At 40.5% G+C, this 23,993-nt stretch carries 18 protein-coding genes; 1 reads left to right on the plus strand and 17 read right to left on the minus strand.

All coding sequences use genetic code 11. From position 1 onward, the window contains the following. Window positions 1-64: 64 nt before the first annotated feature. The 8 genes from EHS13_RS24255 to EHS13_RS24290 form a co-directional block, all read right to left on the minus strand. Window positions 65-1,144: a glycoside hydrolase family 172 protein gene (locus tag EHS13_RS24255; RefSeq protein WP_227013508.1), complete on the minus strand. Its 1,080-nt coding sequence runs from the start codon at window positions 1,142-1,144 to the stop codon at window positions 65-67. 47 nt (window positions 1,145-1,191) lie between these two features. Continuing rightward, window positions 1,192-2,379 (minus strand): glycoside hydrolase family 172 protein, encoded by a 1,188-nt coding sequence (locus tag EHS13_RS24260; protein ID WP_155702861.1) that lies wholly within the window; start codon window positions 2,377-2,379, stop codon window positions 1,192-1,194. 48 nt (window positions 2,380-2,427) lie between these two features. Next, window positions 2,428-4,362 (minus strand): alpha-L-fucosidase, encoded by a 1,935-nt coding sequence (locus EHS13_RS24265; protein ID WP_155702862.1) that lies wholly within the window; start codon window positions 4,360-4,362, stop codon window positions 2,428-2,430. Window positions 4,363-4,425: 63 nt separating this feature from the next. Further along, a complete protein-coding gene (locus EHS13_RS24270; protein WP_155702863.1) occupies window positions 4,426-7,074 on the minus strand; it encodes a glycoside hydrolase family 2 protein in 2,649 nt (882 codons plus the stop codon). Between the two features lie 27 nt (window positions 7,075-7,101). Next, window positions 7,102-7,926 carry a carbohydrate ABC transporter permease gene (locus EHS13_RS24275; protein WP_155702864.1) on the minus strand — a complete coding sequence of 275 codons (825 nt, stop codon included), beginning with the start codon at window positions 7,924-7,926 and terminating at the stop codon, window positions 7,102-7,104. Then, on the minus strand, window positions 7,923-8,813 hold the full coding sequence (locus EHS13_RS24280) for a carbohydrate ABC transporter permease (RefSeq protein ID WP_155702865.1): 891 nt from the start codon (window positions 8,811-8,813) through the stop codon (window positions 7,923-7,925). The genes EHS13_RS24275 and EHS13_RS24280 overlap by 4 nt, the downstream gene beginning before the upstream one ends. 79 nt (window positions 8,814-8,892) lie before the next feature. Then, window positions 8,893-10,200, minus strand: a complete 1,308-nt coding sequence (locus tag EHS13_RS24285) for an ABC transporter substrate-binding protein (protein WP_162463236.1) — start codon at window positions 10,198-10,200, stop codon at window positions 8,893-8,895. Window positions 10,201-10,367: 167 nt separating this feature from the next. Continuing rightward, complete coding sequence (locus tag EHS13_RS24290; protein WP_155702867.1) at window positions 10,368-11,408, minus strand: LacI family DNA-binding transcriptional regulator; 1,041 nt, start codon at window positions 11,406-11,408, stop codon at window positions 10,368-10,370. A 445-nt stretch (window positions 11,409-11,853) separates the two neighbouring features. On the opposite strand from EHS13_RS24290, the gene EHS13_RS24295 reads away from it, so the two are divergent. After that, on the plus strand, window positions 11,854-13,839 hold the full coding sequence (locus EHS13_RS24295; protein ID WP_155702868.1) for a hypothetical protein: 1,986 nt from the start codon (window positions 11,854-11,856) through the stop codon (window positions 13,837-13,839). A 171-nt stretch (window positions 13,840-14,010) separates the two neighbouring features. Here EHS13_RS24295 and EHS13_RS24300 read toward each other — a convergent pair whose 3' ends face one another. The 9 genes from EHS13_RS24300 to EHS13_RS24335 all read right to left on the minus strand — a co-directional run bounded on the left by EHS13_RS24300 (window position 14,011) and on the right by EHS13_RS24335 (window position 23,922). Beyond that, window positions 14,011-14,943 carry an IS3 family transposase gene (locus EHS13_RS24300; protein WP_155702869.1) on the minus strand — a complete coding sequence of 311 codons (933 nt, stop codon included), beginning with the start codon at window positions 14,941-14,943 and terminating at the stop codon, window positions 14,011-14,013. Next, window positions 14,940-15,266 (minus strand): transposase, encoded by a 327-nt coding sequence (locus EHS13_RS24305; RefSeq protein WP_155700896.1) that lies wholly within the window; start codon window positions 15,264-15,266, stop codon window positions 14,940-14,942. The genes EHS13_RS24300 and EHS13_RS24305 overlap by 4 nt, the downstream gene beginning before the upstream one ends. 1,106 nt (window positions 15,267-16,372) lie before the next feature. Further along, window positions 16,373-16,618 carry a DUF5348 domain-containing protein gene (locus EHS13_RS37610; protein WP_405083517.1) on the minus strand — a complete coding sequence of 82 codons (246 nt, stop codon included), beginning with the start codon at window positions 16,616-16,618 and terminating at the stop codon, window positions 16,373-16,375. Window positions 16,619-16,743: 125 nt separating this feature from the next. After that, window positions 16,744-17,139 (minus strand): D-ribose pyranase, encoded by a 396-nt coding sequence (rbsD, locus tag EHS13_RS24310; protein WP_155702870.1) that lies wholly within the window; start codon window positions 17,137-17,139, stop codon window positions 16,744-16,746. A gap of 225 nt (window positions 17,140-17,364) precedes the next feature. Next, window positions 17,365-19,428 (minus strand): alpha-galactosidase, encoded by a 2,064-nt coding sequence (locus EHS13_RS24315; protein ID WP_155702871.1) that lies wholly within the window; start codon window positions 19,426-19,428, stop codon window positions 17,365-17,367. A 37-nt stretch (window positions 19,429-19,465) separates the two neighbouring features. Then, complete coding sequence (locus EHS13_RS24320) at window positions 19,466-20,704, minus strand: glycoside hydrolase family 172 protein (RefSeq protein ID WP_227013509.1); 1,239 nt, start codon at window positions 20,702-20,704, stop codon at window positions 19,466-19,468. 67 nt (window positions 20,705-20,771) lie between these two features. Further along, window positions 20,772-21,410, minus strand: a complete 639-nt coding sequence (locus EHS13_RS24325) for a carbohydrate ABC transporter permease (protein WP_227013510.1) — start codon at window positions 21,408-21,410, stop codon at window positions 20,772-20,774. 216 nt (window positions 21,411-21,626) lie between these two features. Next, window positions 21,627-22,508, minus strand: coding sequence for a carbohydrate ABC transporter permease (locus EHS13_RS24330; protein ID WP_155702874.1), 882 nt, complete (start codon window positions 22,506-22,508; stop codon window positions 21,627-21,629). Window positions 22,509-22,584: 76 nt separating this feature from the next. Continuing rightward, complete coding sequence (locus EHS13_RS24335) at window positions 22,585-23,922, minus strand: ABC transporter substrate-binding protein (RefSeq protein WP_162463238.1); 1,338 nt, start codon at window positions 23,920-23,922, stop codon at window positions 22,585-22,587. Between the last annotated feature and the right edge of the window lie 71 nt (window positions 23,923-23,993).

Consider the following 23,993-nt stretch of genomic DNA (forward strand, 5'->3'; position numbering starts at 1 on the left):
TTCTCACAAGTAAGGACAGGTGAATGATTCATATTCAACCTGTCCTTCAGTTATCATTATTAACTCAACGAGGCCATCTTTCCTTATAACTCGGAAAATCAGGAAATTTCTGATGAGGTTCCGTTTGATACCAGTAAGCTGTCGAAGCGATATCGTCTTCCAGCGGTCGATATTTGCCATCTTGCCCCCACCCCAATGACTGAATAGTCACTCGCAGCTCCTCTTCAAAACAAATCGGGTCCATAATATGCCAACGATACAGACTCCATTGAGGCGGTGAAAATTTCTGCGGATCATCCAGACCCTTTAATCGCAAAGTATTGCCTGCATAAAGCGTACTGTAGGTTTCTGGAAATCCCCAGCTTCCGCAAAAATAATCCTCCACTCCAGTACCGCAAATCGTCGGAAACTGTTTATCGCCATCCATGAAGAACTTGATTTCACCTTCGCCAAACCATCCTGCGGAAAGCTGCGTCCAAGCCAAAAATGTGCCTACATATTTGCCCTTTCCTTGCACACCATCCAGAATTGTAAACTCTGGATGTGATTTCTCCGTCACCCCGCGTCGCCATTGAGCGTGAGAATAAGCGGCATCCTCGGGTACCTCTGTTTCGGCATAAGTAATTTGAAAAGCCAGTAGTTCCAGATCTGTATTTAATTCGTTGGTAAAGGTTATCCTGGCATGTTTGCGAAAAGGCATCTGCCAGTAGCAATTCAGCGCTGTCAGGGGATTAACGATAACGACCGCTGAATTCATCGGAGCGAATTCATCATGTCCGACAGCAAAAAAATCCGACATGGGAACCTCAACAGATGGCGTTTCTTCATTGTCCCAGTAAAATCGGAGAACACAGCTTCTGCCAGCCTTCTTGAAGCTCATATCGGAGGTCATCCAAATATGTTGAATAACTCCAGGACCGTCAATATCCATAATCGTCAGTGTTTCGCCTGCTTTCGGTTTTAAAAAAGGCCTCGCCTTCCAACCTTGCCCCAATTCAAGCGCAGCAGAGGAGTTTGGATATTCTGTATCCTCCGTCGGCAAAGCCATGCCGCCTTTCCCCTTTTCACCAGTAGGATTCTCAGCCGAAATCGATCGAGTCCGCGATTTATCTAACAAAAATAACTTATCAAGGCCTATACTCATTTCACTACCTACGAACATGTTAAGTAAATAGCTCCACTACAAGACTATCAATCTTTGTTCTTTTTGCTCTCATACTTTTCTTTCCATTGTTGCTTTACTTCTATCATCTGTTCGGTTAATTCTATGGTTCTGTTTCCTACCTTGCTATGTTCCGGCATTGCAAAAGTCTGCACAAGTGGTAATCTTTGCTCCACAGGAATGATGTCAAATTTAACATGTGGTTCTATCTGATACCAATAAGCAACAGATGAGAAATCATTGGAAAGGTGATTGGCATGCCCATGTTCCATAGACAATCTAATGCTTTTCTTGAAATGTACGGGGTTGGTAGCATAAAAAACATAAGAGGTTTGATACCCTTTCGTATTATGCTCATATATGGATGAACCGTTATACAGATATGCATTATCTTGCATTCCCCAAGCATGGTTAAAGGCATCTTCGCTGCCCGTACCATGAATACTCGGAGGCCAGGATTCACCATCAATGAATATCATATCATCACCTTCACCCCACCAGGTTCTTTGATGATGATTGAGTTCAGAAGTTTGAAGATTGGTAACCGAAAGGTTGTACCCTATGAGATGTCCTCTTCCCTCAGCTTCAAGGATCTTATAATTGTTCTCCTCTGATAGGTTAGGAACTTCAATATCCCAGTTATCAATAGAAAGTTCATGTCCCCAACCGGGGGTCGGATTCTCTCTTCTAAAGTTTGCATGAAAGTAGGCAACTTTGTCGTCATGTGATTTATCATAAACTTCATAATCCACGTAATACCAGATGCAAATATTGAAATCATTCTCATTTAGAATCTCGATTCTTGCAGACTTGTTAAAAGGCATTGGAAAATAAGAATTCAATGAAACAGTATTGCCAAAAGTATTCTTTACTCCGGCAGAGGAAGTTGTTATAAAAACGCTCTGGAATGAGTTTCTGATGGCATGTCCGAGGCAGAAAAAATCACCAATAGGTGTTAGTACACTAGGTGATTCTTCATCATCCCAGTACATCTTCAAGACGCCTTTTCTTAGCAGATAGGGTTCCGGCACCTCCGCAGGCCCTGCAGCCATCCATATATGCGTAATTTTTCCAAATTCCTTGATTTCTGCAAGAACCCCTGATTCACCTGGCTTGATTACAATCCAGTCTCTATTAAAGCCTGTCTTGTCCCAACTAGAAATTCGTTTTGTTGTTGCATCGCTGACTCGAGTAATATCAATCTGAAAATTAGACATTGTATATTCTCCTCCAAATTTCAATTGATCAAACTGTTTTGAGATAGATTAAACACCACTAATAATTAAAGCTCCATGAATTTCAAGACGAGGAATCGACAGACTGATTTGACAGTCCTTAAATTCAAAAGCCAGTTGTTCTCCAGAGGGTTCATATTGAATACATTGGGGAGCGTGTTTAGCCTGAATCTTGACATGAAGCGGTCCTATTGCTGTAATTTCATCGAAAGTGTAAATATGCTTATCGGCGTGCGGTCCACTAGTATTAACCAAATGTACGATTAAGTGCTCGTGATTTGTAGCCAATGTAACATCCACATATGGACTGCCCGTTACTTGAACAAGAGGATTCGGGAAAAGCTCCTGGACGATTCCCTGCATGAAGTGGCGCATAGTGGCAAGATTTGCACTTAAATACTTCTCACCAAGATCACAATAAACGGCACCAATTCTGCCTTTTCCATAAATTGAAATAGAAGCAGCTGGTTGGACAGGGCTGGTGTTATCATTAGAAGCATATAAGGAAGCAAACTCAATTGCACGTTCAGATAATTTCACCTTCTGAAAATGCGTATTCAGTACACCAAACATAGAATCAAAGGCCAAATAGTGCTTAGCTTTGCATGGCGCATCTAAAAGTTCAATGCCTATTTCGTTGGCAAAGAGCGCCACCGTTTTTGTACCCATAATAAGCAGATTGCAGCCATTCTCGGCATACTTTAATAATTCCTGATGAATGTGAGGATCAATGTAAGCCCATTCTGGAATAATAATCAATGGATATTCATCCATCCGTCCAGTCAGTTGATGTTCCATGACAATATCTACTACCTGCTGTGTTTCTAGTAAGCATTGCAGAATGCCTTTCATGCCATCAAGTGATTGACCAGGATGAAATAAACTTTCCGCTGTCCGATACATTCCCTGGCCGGAGTAAAATAAAGCAATCTGCGGAACAGGCTTGCTGCGGTGACACCAATGCTGACGTTCTCGACAAAATGCAGCCACTTGCTCCATTATTTCGATTTCCCATGCGTTAATAGAGCCGTCTGGTTTTTGAATATAATAGCTTTGAAACCCACCGCCAAGCGCCAGAACTATGGCCGCCTCCTGTTGCAATTGCACTGCAGGCTTCGTTGTAAAATCACGGTTATTAAAATCACCTGAGAATCCCCATGCCATCAAATCCCATGGTTTGCCTTGATGAACTAAGCACCTTGCCTCTATCCTTGCTGAATTGATACTGCTCTGCAAGGTGAAATCACCTGAGAGAAAATCTACATCCACACTTACAGGCTCGGGCATGAACGAGCTAAAAGCCCAATTGCTGGCTACTTCAAAACCCGCTTGATGAAGATGGATAGCATCTACATAACGACGTAAATAGCGTAGAAACAACTCTCTACTGAACGCTGAAAACTCAGCATAATGAGCATCCGATTGTTGCCGTGGTACTGTAGTTATTCCTGTTTCCTCGTGAAATAATTGAAGCACCTGTGGTGAATAATCGCGTTGAGTAGCCCAGCATTCCCCATCGACCCATACCCCATCAACATGATAAACATCACATAATTCCTTTAACTGCGGAAGTAGCAGTTCATCTACGTAAGGACCTAATGTTGATGTAATATCCGGGCTTAGCTTGCCATGCTCATCCATTCGCGCCCATTCCGGATGATGCTTAAGTGCCTCCGAATCCCATACACCTGAGTAATGCATGTACAAGGCAACCCCATTCTCACGCGTTGCTTCTCGCCAAATTAATAGTGGATCTCCAGCAATTTGCGGGGCGGCATTCCCAACTTTAGTTGGATAACTGCTTACGCCTGGATGTCCCTTGCAGTCACATTGTACATAATCCGGTTTAACGCGATTAATGACGTCTAGAACCATTTCTTTTGTGGTAGAAGCACCAATAGAAATGCTTTCTACCGTAGCGTGAAAATCAAAATGGATGCCAAAAAAACTTTCTGATCTTTTCATCAATTTCGGGTTCCTTTCGGGAATAAAACATATATTGTATTACTTGGAATAGGGCATCTATGTTCAATGTAAAGGTGAAACAAAACTCTCATGAATGACTTCTATTTTCTTAATAGATTCATGCCCAAATGCTTGGAACCTAATAATAGGAAGGGTTCCTATGAGTTCATCTTTTTCATAATTGGATTCCTTCAACCAAGCACCGCCTTGCTTATACATACAATATACGGTAACTATTTGCGACTCACCGGGAAACAGAGATTCGAATGCGCCTTCCGCTTCCATCCAGAATAAATCAGACTCTTCGATTGGACAGATATGTAAGGCTACTTCCGTCCCTATATTCGCAATTGTATATTGTTTGCTGAGTATAATTGATTCACTTTCGTTATGCGATGTCTTCCAATCTGTTTCCTTTTCGTCGATAAGCAGTTGACCTCCCTTAAAACCGAGTGAAGCATGATAAGGTTGGATAAGACTGGTGGAGAAAGTATAAAGATTCTTGCCTGTGCTCCGTCCATCGACTGACCATTGCAGGCGAAGAAAGAATAATTCTGGCGTACCCTCACTAATCAGATAGCTGAATTGACCCAAAACTAACGCCGTCTGCAGTGTAGGAGTTCCTTCAAACGACTGCTCGTATAGTTCTGTACCTTTCTCATCCAACACGGAAGCCAAGACCGTTACTTTTCCACATATTTGGTCTGCATGCAGAATAACAGATGCCTCCATCGCTTCCCCGACCTTAAACTGTAACCTCCGATAATCTATTGATACATGTATTGGCGCAAAAGCCTTCCGCGTCCAATAGTAGGCCATTTTACTATCCCCATAATACTCCACCAAGCTTGTGCATGACACATTTGGCCAAGGTTCATTCAACTGCCAAATAACGCTGCCGCTGTTATTGAATTTCCTGCGGCGGTTCGTCTCCAGAATAAAGCGCAGCCCTTCAGCCTGAATCCATTGGCTGCGTTGGACATACTGATTTAAGTCGGTAACTGGGCCGAAAAACTCACCATCCCGATCAAATGTATCCCACCACTCCCCGTGATGTCGCCACACCAGTTCGTCCCTTACTGAGGAAGGCTTCAAGTGGGCCGGAGAAAGAAATTTCTGCAGGCTTTTTAGAGAGCTGGCACCGTCAACTCCAAATTCGCTATGAAACAAATGATCTGCTTCCCCATATAGCTCATAATGATTGCTCATTCCGTTATACTTCCAATCACCGTGCACGTCATGGGAAACGCCTTTTTCTTTCGTAATATACTGAACCGGACCTGAAGCGGACGTCGGAAGAAAAAGCCGACTAGGATCGAGGCGATTGACTATTTTTTTTAGCATGGCCAAGTTTTCGTCTTCATAAGTTGAGGGCTTGTTCGGCTCGCTCATTAGCTCGTTACCCCCGCTCCAAACGGTCAAGGAAACGTGATTTCGCTTGAGCTTAATCGCGTGATTAGCTGATTTTTGAAGAAGATCAAGAAAGCCTATGTGCTTGGAAGGAATATTTTCAAGACCCGAGCTGGATTGGATAAATTCCTGCCAGACCATAATTCCATTCCGATCGCATAAATCATAAAACCATTCTTTCTCAATGATTCCCCCGCCCCAAACACGGACAAGATTGATATGCGCCCGCTTCATGAGTCGAATAATCCATGCATAGTGTTCCTTCGTAACATTCCCATATAATAAATCGAGTGGAGTCATATTGACACCCTTAATATATATATTAATTCCATTTATTTCCACTGTATAGGGTAGAGAATCCTTTGGACTGCCTATATTCTGCTTATAGCGAAGTTTGCGAATCCCTGTTTCCATCTGTCTTTCTTCAATGACGATATCCTGCAGTTTCAGCTTAATCAGTACCTTGTAAAGCGCTTGTTCCCCGAAACCATTGGGATACCACAATTGTGGTTTATCGACTTTAAGATTCATTAATAATTTCCATTCAGAATCTATTTTACTAGTAACAGAAGAAATTAGAGTCCCCTGCGGAGTCCAGCATTGCAATTCTAGCGAATATTCATTAAAAAGAGTGTCGTCGGCTGTATCAAACTCAACTGATAACTGGATATCCCCTTGACCGCCATCCGTTACATCTGTAGTCAAATAGAGATCTCCGATGGCTACCTTATCCGTAATCTTTAACAGGATATCATCCCAAATACCTAAGTTGACAAGCCGTGTTGAGAAATCCCATTTGTAGTTGAATCGGCTCTTCTGTGTGGTTGTCATCGATGTTTTACCAATTTGCGAGACTTCATCTGGGGCATGTTCAAACAGAACTTCCAATGTAATCGATTCACCTTGGCTAACTTTATCCGTGATATCAAAAACAGCAGGATGATACATCCCCTCATGTTTACCCAATTCAACGTTATTAATATATATCGTCGCCCGGTAATCCAATCCTTTAAAAACAAGTTCCAGCTTATGTTTGCTGAACTCTGGTATGGTTAACTGAGCTCTGTAAAGCCACCAGCGGTTTTCCACCCATTCACAAAGCAAGCTGTTCATATCTTGATGAGGGTGAGGAATCAATCCTGCCCGATATAGATCATAATGTACACCTCCAGGAACCGTTGCTGGAATCCAGTGTGTCACACCATTTAACTCCAATCCTGTTTCTACACTCTTCTGCAGATAGGGAACCCACGGGTAATAGCCTTTTAATTCCCAATTCAACTCATTCAGTAAGATTTCCAAGTTCGTATCCTCCCTATCATGCTCTATCTATCCTTTAATTGCTCCACTCGTTACTCCTGAAACGATAAATCTCTGTAGAAATACATAAGCCACAATAAGCGGTAAAGATACCATAATGACAGCAGCCGCCAGAATAGTCCAATTGGTCGAATATTGCCCGAAAAATATGTACAAACCAGCTGTTAATGGACGCATACTTTTATCTGTCAAAAAGATCAGCGGACCAATAAAGTCGTTCCAAACCCCCATGCCGACAAGCATGAGTACAGTGGAAGCAGCAGGCAGAATCAAAGGAAACATAATCGTCATAATAAAGCGTAGATATCCACAGCCATCTATCGCTGCGGCTTCATCTAATTCCTTCGGAACGCCTTTGATAAAACCAACCAGAATAAATGTAGCAATGGACAAACTGCCTCCAATCTTGAGGAAGATGAATCCATAATAGGTGTTGATAAAACCAAGCGATTTCATCACGAACAGCAACGGCACAAGTCCAACTGGCAGAAAAAGTGCTGATAGAAATAGTAAGTAAATGGCATTTGCACCCACAAAATGTTTCCTAGCAATCGGGTAAGCCGCCAATGTCGCTATCAAACATGTTCCACCTGCAGACAGGACGGTTAGCAGAATACTATTCTTGAAATATACTCCCATATCCGCCATAACCCATGCGTCATGAAAGTTCCGCCAATGTATCGATTTTACAATTGTGACAGGAAAGTTCAGAAACTCTTCCTTATTCTTTAACGAAACATTAATGATCAGCAGCATCGGTGCGATCAGCACGACCATTACAAGAGACAATACAAGATTAGCCAAGCCTCTACTTATTCGGGAGGATTGAATCACAGTTCCTCCTCCTTTCTCCGCAGGAAGTACTGCGAAATCATAATGACAATAAATACAATCAGAAATTGAATGATCGATAAGGCAGACACATACCCTTGTTTGCCTCCACCACCTAACAGATTCTTAATAATAAACATACCCATAGTCATTGTAGATCCATCTGGTCCTCCACTGGTTAATACATAGATTAAATCATAGGAACCCAGGGTGCCGATAAGGCTGATCAAGACGTTGATGGTGATCGAAGAACGCAGAAGCGGTAGTGTAATTCGCAAGAATGTCTGAACGGTATTGGCCCCATCAATTCGAGAAGCCTCATACAGATCGCTCGGAATTGACTGCAGTCCGGCTAAATAGATTAACATTGCATAACCAACATTCGCCCAAATAGTAATAAAAATGACAAGACCAAGTGCTAGCATGGGGTCACCCAACAGTGCGGAATCCAAATTAAATCGATGAAGCAAACTATTGACCGGACCTGAATAAGGATCTAGAACCAAGGTCCATATCAATCCAATGACGACAACCCCAAGTACATTGGGCAGGAATATGACAGATCGATAAAATGTGCTGAAACGTAATTTTATATTCACAAGCACAGCCAGCAGGACTGCGAGAATATTCTGGATAATGGTTACGCTTAAGGCAAAAATAATAGTCACCTTAATGGAATTACCTATTTTTTCCATGTCAATGTTAAATGCTCTTTTATAATTATAAAGCCCAAGCCATTTCATAGGTAGATTCGGGTTCCCAGTGAAATCCGTAAAGGATAATAATACATTTCCGATCGATGGGATTAATACAAACAAACTGTACAATACAAGTGCCGGGACTACCATGAGGATAGCAAAAAATTTGGTGTATCCGCCTTTAAAAGCCATGCTTGCAACTCCTTTCTAATAAAAAAGAGCCTCCCTCTCGCGAGAGTAAGAGGCTCTGCATAAATTTATCAAGAATTATTTATTTCCAATCTGGTTTAGAATCAAGGAATTTCTTCTGCATGTCCGCAACCGCTTCTGCAGGTGTTGTCTTTTTGAAAAGAAGCTTCATTGCATCCTCAACGAAATTGTAGTTAGCGCCAGTGGGTTGAATTGAATCCCACATTGGAAGCTGTTTGCCAAGCAATTGAGCAATTTCATTAGATAACGGATCCGCTAATGTTGTATCTGACTTTACAGGCCACATTTTCGCAGCGTTGATATATTGTTGGTAAATATCCTTTTCGGATAAAAACGCTAAATATTTCAAAGCAGCATCTTGATTTGGACTTTTCTTGTAGATTAGAAATCCACTGCCTATTTTAGTTGGAGCAATTGCGTTTGCTTCAGCAGTGTTACCACCTGGTGTAAGGAATGCACCTACTTCAAAAGCTGGCTTTGCATCAACAATTTGTGAAGTACTCCATGAACCGTCAACCATCATAGCCGCTTTTCCTTGAGCAAACAGTGCAGGCGCTTGTCCGTAATCCAAACCGGCTGCATTCTTTTGAAAGTAATTCGTCATCTTTTCATACTTCGTAAACACATCCAACATTGCAGGATCTGTAAATTTCGTCTTTCCATCCTTTAACTGTGCAAAGAAATCTGGGTTACTGCTGCGGTTAGCTCCCATTTCGATACCCATAACCTGCATAACTACAGGCCATTGATCCTTGCCACCGAACATGATTGGATCAATACCAGCTGCTTTGATTTTATCACATGCCGCAATGAATTCATCCCAAGTTTTCGGTATTGCCAAACCAAGATCTGCGAAAATTTTCTTGTTGTAGAAAGTTACAACAGATACGGAATTGGAAGGAAGCAAATATTGTGTGCCATCATTAGATTGCCCACCTTTCAACGCCCCTTCGATGTAACCATCCAAGAATGGCTGGCCTTTAAGGTCAAGCCATAGGCTTGCTGCATTCGGATCTTTCGCATCTGGAGTTTGACCACCAACAACATCAACGTCGTTTGTTGCGATTCTGGAAGTCTTGAGATTTCCCCAATCTTTCGTAGGCGCTGCATCATATTTCACATGAATATATGGATATTTTTCTTCAAACTTCTTGTTCACTTCATCATAGTAAGCTTGGTCTTCAACCCTGAAATTAATAACGCGCAGATCTACATCTTTTTGCGGTTCAGCTGTTGCTGTTGAATCTGCAGTAGGCTGGGCACTCGCAGTCGAATCTGCACCTTTCACGCCACTCTTACCACATGCTGATAAAACCAATACTGCGACCATTAGTAAAACCAATCCCATTGCCCAAGATCTTTTTTTCACTTTAAACCCCTCCATAATTCAACTTGTGTAATTAAAACGATGTAATTTAGTGTATTATAGCGCTTACATCGTTTATTAAATTCAATATATAATAATCCACTGTCATATGTCAACATAAGACTAAAATTCGTTTCTGAATTTTATATAAACTTGTTTTCATCGGAATTTCAATGTTCATCGGGAATAACTCTTACCGATTGACGCTCAACAATTTCTGTAGTGATCATAATGTGTTCTGACCTCGTCATGGATTCATTCATTCTTCGGAACATGAGCAACACAGCTCTCGATCCCATTGTGTCCTTGCCACCATCTACTGAAGTCAATGCGGGTGTTGTCCATTCGCATTTCTGCAAGTTATCAAATCCAATGAGGGAAATATCTTCAGGACAGCGTAGTCCTAGTCTCGTCAGCAACTGCATAACCTCGAATGCGACAGGATCATTGGCACAAACGAGCGCAGATGGTTTGTCAGGTCCAGATAATGCGGATTGCAGCTGAAGCAGATTGAAAGGAATAGATCGACTTCCTCGTGATTGAGTATACGCATACTCTTTTATTTTTTTATGTTTCTCAAAGTTAAAATCGCTTATACATTTCGCAAATCCTCGGTAGCGTTCCGCAAAACTCGCAGCGTAATCAATGTCCCCGACAAACCCAATCGCAGTGTGATTACGGTCAAGTAAATAACGAGTCGCTTCATAGGATCCCAGGTAATTCTCCACCAAAACATGATCAAATTTGAGTTGAGTACTGGAGGAATCGACCATTACAACGGGAAGTCCCATTTGCTGCACCACCTGGATGTAAGACTGAGGAACAAAACCAAGCACAATAGCCCCGTCTACTTTCCTATCTTGAATACAACTAGGCATACCATCGCTTGGAGTTAGTGAAGTATCTATTGCTGACAATATCATACTGAAGGATTTCTCACTCAACCCCTTTTCAATGCCACGGATGACCTTTCCCCAATATTCAAAATCTTCCATATCTTCCTTGGGAATCAATATAGCAATATTACCGGTCCGCGAGGAGGAAACAGACATGATGGATGAGTTAATTCGGTACCCCAAGCGAATGGCAGTCAACCTTATTCTTTCTTTTGTTTCTTCATTGACACCCGCTTGATTGGACAAGGCTTTGGATACTAGCGACTTCGACAATTTCATTTCATTAGCGATAGCCTGCATGGTTATTTTATTCATATTATTGGCTCCTTATCGTATCTTAATATAATTCTACCGAATTTATAATGAAATTTCAACAAGTTTCATTGAATATTCCATAAACTTATTAACTCCAAATCAATTAAGTGCCTTATCCTTATTTCTTTCATTGTTTTTATTACTCAAAACAAATAATGAAACATCTAAAAATATTTATCATAATTCTCCATTAAATATCAACAATAAATATATTTATTTAAACATGTTTCTACTTATTGTATTGACAGATATATTAGCACAAACTATAATAATTTCATAAATAGAGCGCTTTCATTTTTATGCGCACTATTTTATCTTTTTCAAATAATGACAATTTGATTATTAGTGGGGGTGTATGAATGATTTAAAGATGATTTATTTACTAATTCACTTTTTACTAAGCTCGATCATTCTCAAAAATTGCTTTAAAGAAGGAGTGTTTATTTTGAAACTTAACAAATATATGAACAAAACTCTCGTGATTTCCATTGCTTTCACAATGCTCTTGATTTCTGCATTATTTATCGGTCCATCTCATAGTGCTCATGCTACAGCAGTCACCGCTGATACAGTTGGTGTTACACATGTAAAAGGGCTCTATAATTTCGCTTCAAATAAAGATTTTCTAAATGAAGGTGCAGATGAACTGCTTTCGATGGGTACCAAAGTGATAAAGCTTTTTTTCACTCCCACTTATGCTACAGATTATCCTTTTAATTCATCCTGGGGTACCTATACCAATATGAAAGCATTAGCCCAATCGACTTATTTCTCAACTGTGTTTAACAAATCATTCAACACTTTTATCTTGGAAGCCTATGAATTCACATCGAATGATTTCACTGATGGAATGACAGCCACAGAGGTTGCTAACGTAAAGGACGAATTCTATCAACTAACAAAATACCTAATGCAAACATACCAAGGGACAGGAAAAACATTTATCTTGCAACAATGGGAAGGAGATAATGCAATTTGTTATCCTGCTGGCACTTGCAATCCAGGATCCACTGCAATTCAAGGTATGATCGATTGGTTAAACGCTCGGCAAGACGGTATTACACAAGCTAGAACAGAATTGTCTACTACTACAGGTGTTCATGTATATGGGGCAGCGGAGGTAAACAAAGTAACAGATGCTCGACTCTATCCTTCTGATATGACCAAAGGAAATGCGACCAATCGAGTAATTCCTTCCACCCATATGGATTTATATTCATATTCCATGTATGATGCAGGTTTTCCGGCAAATACATCAACAATCATTTCAAATTTGGATTATTTAAAATTAAAAGCTCCTGATAGCAGCGCCTTTGGAGCTAACAATTTATATTTGGGTGAGTTCGGATTACCAGAAAATGATTATCTAACTGTTTTTCACAAACAAAACGCACAATCCATTATTGAAACTTCACTTAATTGGGGAGTCAATTTTGCCGTCTTTTGGCAATTGTATGACAATGAACCCAAAACCACCTTTACGGGACGACCTACTAATTCTGATACACGTGGATTCTGGCTAGTACGACCTAATACTACAAAAACAGAAATATATGACTATTTGAAAGGCATATTTACTGGTAAGTCTATTATTACAGATGACTTAAATGATTGGGCGAAATCGTATTCTCATTCGGCTAATTGGGTTATGGATACAGTTTCAGCTAGTAGTTATTTCGAATACGACGCATCCCGGGCAAAAAGAACTTCAAACACAACAGAAAATATAATATATAACAAGTTAAATATTTCGGATTTTCTTGCACGCATATATTATACCGGAACGGTATCAGGAAAAGTGAAATTCTATGCTTCACCCGATAACTCCACTTGGACACTACTTTCAACTACAAATGATACACCTGTTTCGACGAGCAGCGGTTGGTACCGCACCTATTTTAAACCTTCTGGCTCAATTCCAGCTGGAACAAATTTCTTTAAGGTGGAATTATCAAATGATGCGAATATATTCACACCTCAGCTATCGGAAATTTCATTATCATACACACCGAATAACTTTACAGATGACTTGAATAACTGGTCAAACGCTTACTCACATACTGCAAACTGGGCTTTCGATACTTCTTCAGCCTTATATTTCGAGACCGATTCTTCAAGAACTGTAAGGACAACAGATACAGCAGAAAATGTAATCTACAATAAAACAAATATGACAGACTTTTCGATAAGAGTATACTACTATACTTCAATATCGGGAAAATTGAATATATACACCTCACCTAATGGTACAACATGGACGGCAATATCTACTTCCAAGGACATAGCGGTTCCTACAAGCTCTGGATGGTACCGCACATTACTTAGACCGTCTGGAGGAATACCATCAGGCACCAATTACTTGAAGGTAGAAATTTTAAATGACGCCAACATCTGGACTCCCGAATTATCGCAAGTGAAAATAACTTATTAGTTAAGTCAGGTTAAATGAAAGCAATCAAGTAGTGATCAAGCCCTAGTTATGTCAGGGAGTTATTGCAACTATAAAGCGGCTGAACACCCTTATGCTGGACGCTACACCTCTTAACGAAATGATCTCATAGAATTGCTAGATATTGCTCTTGTTTGCTCCATTTTTCACGGTTTACACCTTAATATGTTTAGGCTGTACGAGATTTTTCTTCAATGCTTCGATATATTCATAGGGTGATAGGTCATAAATACTCCCATGGATCCGTTGTTGATTGTAATCTTTTATGAATTGAGAAACGATCTCATAGACCTGTGGATACGTTTCAAATTCATGGCGTTGGTAGCATTCCGCTTCCAAAATAGAATGAAATGATTCAATGTGAGCATTTTTATTTGGCGTTCTAGGCGGAATCCGCTCATGAATCATTTGAAAGTTCTCGCATGCATCTTCAAACAGGTGGCTGATGAATTGTGGACCATTATCGGAGCGTATAAAAGGTTTCTCTTCCTGTGGTTTCCCGAATAATTGACGCTTCATAAGGGCCTCCTGAGTGATCTGAACCAGATGTTTAGCCTCACAGGTTAAGCCAAGATGATACGAAATAATGGCACGATCAAACACGTCTATAATGCTCATTATGAAGAAGAAACGGTACTCGCCAGCAATCCATCCGTACTTAATATCGGTCTCCCACAATTGATTGGAGCCGGTGATTAAACGGTTGTTAGCAAGTCTTCTTGGATGCTTATTCTTTAACTTACGCTGTGGACGTAGGACGTTCATAGACTTACATAGCCTATAGACTTTCTTCTTGTTAATCACAAGTTTGTGGCGTCTTCTAAGAAGCACAGTGAGCTTGCGGTAGCCGTAGGCTGCTCCCTCACCCGCTATGAATTCCATCAGCCATTCTGTGATCTCTTCATCACTTACGGGCTTGCCATCTGCTGTATAAGATAAACCAGGTGCGGGGCGACCGACCCTGTGGATAGGTTTTAATTCCGCTTTATTCACATGTGCATAATACGTCGAGCGTTCGACTTCCACCACACGGAGCACTAAGGTAATACAATGCCCTTGGACAATATATTTGTGGGCAATCTCTATTTTATCCGCAAGTTTGGGTTCGTTTTTTTTAGTAGGTCTTTGAGAATTTCTCTTTCCAGAGCTTGTTCCGCTAGTAGCTTCTTCAGCTTTTCATTCTCATGCTCTAACTGTTTATAATCATCAGGGGTAGGTATAAACTGGGCTTGTCTTTTGCTAGCACCATCTAACTTATCCACATCCTTACGATTTAATTCTTTTGCCCATCGCATGACCATCTTGGGATCCAGTTCGTGCTGTCTGGCTACTGCTGTAAAGTTCCCAATCTCTTTCCCTTTTCGAATGATATCCATCTTAAAATTAAGATCATACTGTACTCGCTTCATAACGTTCCCCTCCGTCTAATATAATTATATTTGATTAAGGGGTGTACTGTCCAAGTCTCCTAGGGGGCTAAATAGAAAGCTCTCCTTAATTTTTCTCGAAGTTATATCAAGGAATGAAGTAAAATCTTATAATCCCTTTAATAAAGAATAAAATAAACCTCTAAGATCTATTAAATTGATCTGCGAGGTTTATTTTAATTTTATTTGAATTGATCTTACTAAGTCAGTTTTCCATTACACAATCTCTTATTCCCATCCTCTATATTAATTTAATAATTTCCTCTTTTTCATTACGATTATATAAGTCTAATAAACGATAGTATTAAAGTAAGTTAGTTTCCTTTGGTGAAATATTTAAGTAGTAAAAAATCAATTCTTCAACGTCACTGAAAATTTATTTTTGAATCTTGAAACATAGAGAACTGATCTTGTACAATTTTTCCAAATCAAAAAATAAATAAAACAAACCGCTGAGATCATTATCATCAAAGGGGTTTGTTCGTGTTAATATCATGTCAACCAAATTATAGTATTTCATCGATTAAACAAACAATTACCTCAAAACTACATGAAAGAACTCTATTTTCCATTAAAGAACTTTATTTTCCGTTAAACAACTCTATTTTCCATTAAAGAACATTATTTTCCCTGATCAATATATGATCGAGGAAAATAGAGTTCTTTAATGGGATTGTTGTTTTAGCGGGGTTTTATCACTTTTAAAAAATACACATATTTTAATTAAGTTCTAATGATGCACAATTATTATTCCCATACCCAATCTCATTGGAAAATAGGGTTCTTTAATGGTTAACGATCGATGTTAAAAATTAAAAAGCACACTTATTCTTCGAATTTATGGTAAAACGTACCAGCGTAAGTAAATACAATCAATGAACATCTAATTCTAAATTACACAGAAATCGAGGGATGTAAATGTATCTTCTCAATGGAATTGGTGTAATTGTATTTTTAATATGGGTATGGTGTTGCTGATGTAGCATAATTTTCGAAAATTGACAATGAATTTTGTCCGTATTATATTGGTGGATCTGTCCATTTAACAAGAGAAGCAAAGCTAATTATCCTTGCTTCTCATTGTAATTTTATTTCCTAATTATGTAAATATCTTTCGGATGTAATATAAAACGAACTCGATATATAAAGACGTACCAATTTAAATTTCGCTCCAATCGGCAACTCACGTTCTTCTTAGCAAAAGAAAGATCAAAATACTCCCCGCAATGAATGATGTATTCATTCCCGTCAAGAATGACCACCCAACACCTAGAAAGAGGTATTGAAACAGGCTTGACTAAACATTTTTCCAGGACATAAAAAACCGTCATCATAATCGTTCAGTAAGCAATTCCGATCCAATAATTCTTCTTATTTTCAAATTTATTTTCAATTATGTCATATAAAAGACAGCAAAAAGGACAACAGAAGTAACTTCTGCCATCCTCAATATTAATATCTAATAAGTAACCCCAGAAACCAATATGATATTAGAATATGGAGTACATTCACCGCTGCGAATGCAGGCAATAGCTGTTTTGGAGCGTTGTTTAAATTCAGTGTGTGGGATCACAGTTGGCGTAAGTTCAGAGAATATATTCCGAATGTCCAGCAGTCTTGCAGGTGAATGAATTCCCGTCTCTTCGGCAATAACGACTTCCTCAACACAGAGCTCCAATAAGACTGTTTTTAGAACAACCAGAAAAGCAGGCATACCAGGTGTGAGGGATAAGTCGATTCGTTTCACTCCAGGAGGAATAGGGAAACCTGCATCACAAATCACAATTTCCTGATAATGCCCCATACTTGCAATAACTTCTGATATGCTATGATTTAAAATTCCAGTTATTTTCATATGCGCTTTCCTCCATGTTTAATTAAGAAATGCTTTTCTCGTTCATGTTAGTCATATCCAAATCAAAAGAACCATCTCAATGCGCACCTCGGTTACTTTCAATCATATAAATATTAATAAGATGAACACCTTCGGCAATCAAGGCTTAGCTATTATGTGCTCTTCTACTTGCATTTTCGCGAGTACCAGCGTTTTTTTCGCTTACTCGTAGAAATATTTGCTGAATTACCCCTTTATTTTTTTAATAAGCAATAATGCAGATGTAAAAAGTCCAGGACAATAGACCTTGATGCCACTAGCAAGTTCCTTACCATTACATTTCCTTTTTTCCACACTAAAGTCATTCATAGGTATAATTTCATAGAGTGCTTCATCTTGTAGTCCAGGTATTATAACAATCTCATTCTCTGCTCCTTGTGACAAACGGAAACAATACAAAACACCTTCCCGACCATCTTTACTAAGATACCAGGCTACTGCCCAGTGTCCGATTCCATCAACTGATGGTTGTTTAGTTAAAAGATATTGATCACCGTGATGAAGGACTCGGCGAATTTCCTTTTTATAGATTTCCACATGCTTTGCTACGATCTCAAAGTCCTCATCCTCCCATAAATGAGTGGCCGAACTTATTCCAAAACTCCCAAGCATCGCCACACGAGTTCTAAATTCCAAGTCACCATAAGATCCAGAATTATAATGATCTCCATAATCGTGATACTGTGGCCATTGGATCAACCAATCATTGCAATGTACCGCACAATGAGCCAATTGACTTCCAAAATGAATAGACAAGTTAGTCATTGCATTAACCTGATCTGTCATCCAGTTAGTATGACTATTCGAAATGATCATTGTATCAAAGCGCCCGCCACCACCAGCGCACATTTCCAAACACAATTCAGGGAATTTTTCACGAATTTCAGCCATTAATAGATATAAACCATGAGTATGTGCGACAATTGGGTTTGATCCATCTTTTAATGGCTTCCCATTCGATTCAATGGCAATATTGAAATCCCATTTTAACCAATCCGCTTCGCTTTCCATTATGATTCGACTAATTTGCTCTCTAACCCATACGCGGGCTTCTGCAATCCCCAAATTAATTGTTTTTCTTGTTCCCTCTGTTGCAGTGTGGCACCACTCTTGTTTATGCAGGGCAACCCAAGAGGAGGGACCTGCAGCTTCCGGTTCAAGCCAAATGCCAAAGCGCAAATGCTTCTCCCTACACTTTTGTTTGATTTGCTTGAACCCGTTAGGAAACAACTTTCTATTGATCAACCAATCGCCAGTACGCACAATCCAAGATTCTTCCGGATTTTCCACTTCTGTCGTATACCATCCTGCATCAAGAACAAAAACCTCACAACCCAACCTCTCTGCATGATTGATTAGTTCAAGCACTTTTTTTTCATCTGGCTCACCTTGGTACGGGTACCAAGAATTAAATTGAACGTCGATCGGCTTGTCCCTGTCCGGACGATTCATACGCTGATAATCATGTAGTCGATGAATGGCATTATTTAGTACTCCATGTACATATCCAAAAACAGCGGAAGGAAGATGGAATGCAGCGTTAGGCCACAATACTTGCTGAAACCCTGATGGATGTATACCTCCTGTTATTCCTACTGGATTTTCATAAAGCTGTCGAACCCGTAATTGCCAATTACCTGACCAAAGCAAAGCACCGAAACAGACCCCTGTCCCATTCAATTCCTCAACTGCAAACCAAGGAGAATGTTCAAAACCAGTCTTTCCTTCCTGAGACTGCAGCAGGGTTTCAAATTGACCGACTGGAGTCTTTACAACTTGACATTCATGACCCCATTGCCCATCTAAATGGATTAATTGATACTTCGTTCCTGCTGGCAGTGCAACTGCAAAACTTGATGCACTGCGAAGAGACACTTTTCCCTGCCCAGTGTTCTCAATCTGCGTGCTCCGTTCAATCAGATCAATATCCGGAAAAAATTTATATTCAAGGATAGCAATTAATATCTCCGATTCTAATTCAATGATTAATCTATTAACATCTGCTCTCCACCCATGCAAGGTCCAGTCTACGAGTTTGTTATCTTCACCGATATGAACTTTACATTCCCCCCGATTAAGGACCGCAGCCTGGGTAAATTGTGCAAAGTGTTTATCCGCTCGCTCCGTCCCTGTATGACCGAAATGTTTTGCTATTAATTGTCTATCCTCAATACCTACTATCCAACTTGTATCACCCCAGTATGCTTTCCATGCGATTGTGGTTTCATCAAAGATAATAGAAACTTCCACTTCTAAACGACTCCTTCTTCTTCAAGCTATTTGCCTATTAGTACACCCGTTTATTCGGAATATTCGCGACACGTTCCGGGAGTGAAGCCAGCTTGGGCAAGCCGTTTTCTGACTTATTCAGGTAGAAATAAGCGGTTGAGGACCAGTCATCTATACGATAAAAGCAGCCGTAATCGCCTTGTGCAAAAATTTCATCGTCGAAGGTGACCGAACAATTGTCATCTAGCAGATGGAAGATTGTATTGTCTTTCGCTTGTATGCCAGCAGCGACTTGCAAAGCCACTCCTTTTTCCTTCATAGCCATGATATCGGCTTTGCTTGCACTGCCAATCTGCTGCATCGTTACCTTGCAATCCTCGTCAAAGTAAACCGGATCCGTCATATGATAGCGATAAAAAGCATTGTGCCCTTCATCATTATAGGTGCAGCCTTGAACCTGATGATTAAACACGCCAAGACCATAACCACTACCGGGATAATCCTCTGTTCCTGTACCCGCCAAGGTTGGGTATTCGTCATCACCGTCCAAGTAAAGTTTAATTTCGCCTTCACCCCACCAAGTCGATCCGTATGCAGAATCGAAAATTACGCCAAAGTTGGCACCAAGATAACGGCCTTCACCGCATACCGTAGGTAAAACAGTGTAGTCTCTCCCAAGTTCCCCCCGCCGCTCACGGTTCCAATAAGCATGAAAATACATCATGTCTTCTCCATGCGATTTAACCATAGAAAAACTGATTTTATAATATAAAACAACCGTTGCCGGGAAATCGCCGTCATTGGTAATCGTTATATAGGCTCTCTTGCGGAATGGCATTTTCGCGTAACAGTTAAAGGACCTCCCCTCTGGATCAGAGAACAACGCACTTTCGAAGGGAACGCGATAACTGAGACCGGTGCCGAAGAAATCGCCTACTGGCGCGGAAACAGCAGGTGTCGCGGCACCGTCCCAAATCATTTCAATACGCAAGGAACGCAAAATTTGCGGTGTAACATTGCCTGATGGCAACAGCATGCCATCGGGCAAATTCGAATCCAGTACTCCAAGCGTCATCCAAATCCGGTTGATTACACCGCAGCCTTCCATATTACAAAGCACTTTTGTTTCTCCCGGCTTGATTGTCTCATAAGCCCGGCCTTTCGCACCTTTATTTTCAATCGCAGCTTGCCCCTTCAAGCCCATCGGGTTTTCGAAGCTGACCCATCTCGTGCTCACACCTTGCTGTTTCCGATACATTTGATCCATTGTTAAACTCATTCCTTTCGGTTCGCTCAAGGCACAAAACATAATGATATTGATTTGTGCCTTGTGCGTGTTTTTTTGTTTGCTAGGCATATTCTTGCTATCCTTTTACCGCTGCCCCAACAGTCATGGCCTGTTCGACCTTCTCGCTAAAAAAGAAATACACAAGTATGGTCGGCAAGGTGGCGATTACCATGGCCGCTCCCTTTCCACCCCAATCCGTCGTAAATTGTCCGCTGAAATTTAAAAGTCCAAGTGGAATTGTTTGCAGCGAGCTTTTCGAAATCATAACGAGAGCTATTAGAAATTCGTTCCAAGCGAACAAGAAAATAAAAATCGCAACCGTAGCGATCGCCGGCATGGTGATTGGCACAATGATTCTAAAAAAAGTTAAATACGTATTGGCTCCATCTATGCTGGCCGATTCCTCCAATTCATATGGGATTGATCTCATGAACCCGTAAAAAACCAAGGTCGCAAAAGATAGCTGAAATCCCACATAGGGGATAATAACGGCCAAGTAGCTGCTCTGGATGTGAAGATTGCGCTCCATGATCATGATCGGTAGCAGCACAATCTGTGCCGGGATAAACATGCCAACTAGCAAATAGATACGGGAGACGTGAGCAAATCTCCATTTCATACGAGCAGTTGCATATGAAAACATGAGTGCAAGAAAAATAGTGGCAACAACCGTAACTGCTGTCACCAAAGCACTGTTAAAAAAATACAAAGGCATATTAAAAGCTTTATATGCATTTATATAATTTTCTACTCGCAACAAATGTGGAAATCCGAAGGGATTCGAGTAAAAAATTTCAGTATTGTTTTTGAATGACGAAAATAGCAAATATAAAAGAGGATAAAGATTAAATATGGAAAGCAAGCTTAGAAAAAGAAAAATGGCGACATTTATGCTATTTTGAATTGGATGCTTTCTCCTCATATTTTCTCCCTAGTAAGTAATTTTTTCTCTAGCAACAAAACGATTGATTACAACTGTCAGAGCGATGCATTGCAATATGAGAAGAGTGGCAGCCGTAGAACCATAACCATATTCATTCGCCTTGAAGGCAGAACTGTACATCATAAAGGTTAAAGTGTAGTCGACATTGCCAGGTCCGCCATTAGTCATCAAATACATGTTGGTGAATGCCGTAAACCCCCCAGTTAACGAAATGATGAGACAAAGCTTCAGTGTCTCTTGAAGCAGTGGAATGGTTATTTTAAGATGTGTTTGAAATGTATTTGCTCCATCGATAGTGGCAGCTTCAAAATATTGCTCAGGAATCGCTTTAATTCCTGCGTATATCAACAACATATTGATCCCCATATATTGCCATGCATTGGCAAAGACAATTGCGTAAATAGATGTATTTGAATCGCTTAACCAGCTTTGCCTATAATTGATTCCCAACCATTCGAGGGCTTTATTGATCAATCCAAAGTCATAGCTGTAGATCGATACCCACAGCTGGCTGACAACGACAATGGATAGCGTAACAGGGATAAAAAAGAAGGATTTGAACAGTTTCCGGCCAAAGATTTTCTTGGATGACAGCAGGAAAGCTAATAAACCGCCTACACCTATTTGATAGATGCCAAGTCCGATTGCGAAAATCACTTGGTTTTTATTAGAAATATAAAACAACGGGTCCTCAAAAATTCTCTTGTAATTGTCCAAAAAGATGAATTTGGCTGTGCTTAGCCCATCCCAATCAAAAAAGCTGCTATAAAACGTCTGAATGGTCGAGTAAATAACAACCACTGTAAAAATCAGTATGGTTGGAAGGATGAAAACCAATAAATCCAATCTCGCTCTCGCTTTTCTAAGCATGGCTCTCTCCTCTTTGAAAACAGGTTATCCATATTACTAATGGATAACCTGTTGATTTAATTATCCAAAATGATATTTATTTTCTTATGTCGGCAATCGCTTTATTCATCTCCGCGATATAATCGTCGGACGATTTGTATCCTTTTGCCAGCATTTTTTGCGTGTTGTTCCCATAGGCGATTGAGAATTTGGCATCAGTCAAACCCCAAGGAAATGAGGTCACCGTCTTGAATTCCCCAAACTCTGCTACATACTTCTGCTGGACTTCATCCCACGGATTTTGAGGCTGAGGCGTATCCTTCAAAATACCATTTGGCGCGCCATTCAAATAGGTTTTTGCTCTACTGTACTCCAATGCGTACTGAACTGCGTATTGGGCGGCGATATCCTTATATTTGGAATTCGCAGACACTGAGAAGCCTTGGTTAAAACCACCGCCGCTTGCATTGTCTTTATAAAGGCCTGTTTGGGCCTTGTCTTCCAGAGGAAGCCAGATAATGTCATAGTTCCCTGGCATTGTTTTGGCGAAATCTGACATGGTGAAGCCTCCGCTAAGCATCATAGCCGCCTTGCCGTTCTGAAGCAAAGATTCTGCCATATTATAATCTGTACTGAATGCGTCTTTGGAAAGCAGGCCGGCATTGACCAGTTGAAACATTTTGGCTGCCGCCATTTGATAAGCCTGTGGAGAGAAATCTGCTTCGCCATCGTTTACTTTGAGCAAGCCTCTGGATTCCCCTGATTTTACCACTAGCGCATCAAATAATTGTTGGCCAGGCCATGGCTGAGAACCAAATAGAGCAAGTGGAATAATGTCTTTGGATTTGAAAGTTTTAACAGCTTCGAGAAACTCGTCGAAGTTAGTCGGAATAGCAACGCCTGCGTCCGCGAAAACTTTTTTATTGATGTAGAACGTCGCAAGCCATGGTCCTTCATTCGGCATGGAGTAGCTGTGACCGTCCTTATCCCAGACCAGTAATTTGCCGGTATCATTAAGTTGATCTTCCACTTTCAAATCTTTGATATAAGAGTCCAGAGTCAGAATATTGTTTGATTTCTTTAATACTTCAATATCTGCTGAGGTTGCAACGAAAATATCGGGAAGCTGACCAGATGCGGCATAGGTTTTAAGCTTCGTTCCATCATCATTGGCCGGCTGAGCATCAAATTCAATTTCTACATTCGGCATTTTCTTCTTCATGGCTTCCGTTGCCATGTTGTAAACTTCCTTAAGCTCTTGCGAATTCTGCTGGCCATATAATTTCAATGTTACTTTGGGTGCGTCAGATTGCTCAACTACGGCTTCACTGGCATTTGGCGAAACGGTTGCCGATGCACTCTCGGATGAGCTTTTGTTGCCGGATCCACACGCTGCCAGAAAAACCATCATGACTGATAAAAACGCTAAACTCAACAATTTTGATACTTTGAATACCATTGCGTAACTCCCCTTTTTCTCATAATATCCATTCAGTTACTTCATTG

The sequence above is a fragment of the Paenibacillus psychroresistens genome (genome assembly GCF_009728935.1).
Lineage (GTDB): Bacteria > Bacillota > Bacilli > Paenibacillales > NBRC-103111 > Paenibacillus_AC > Paenibacillus_AC psychroresistens.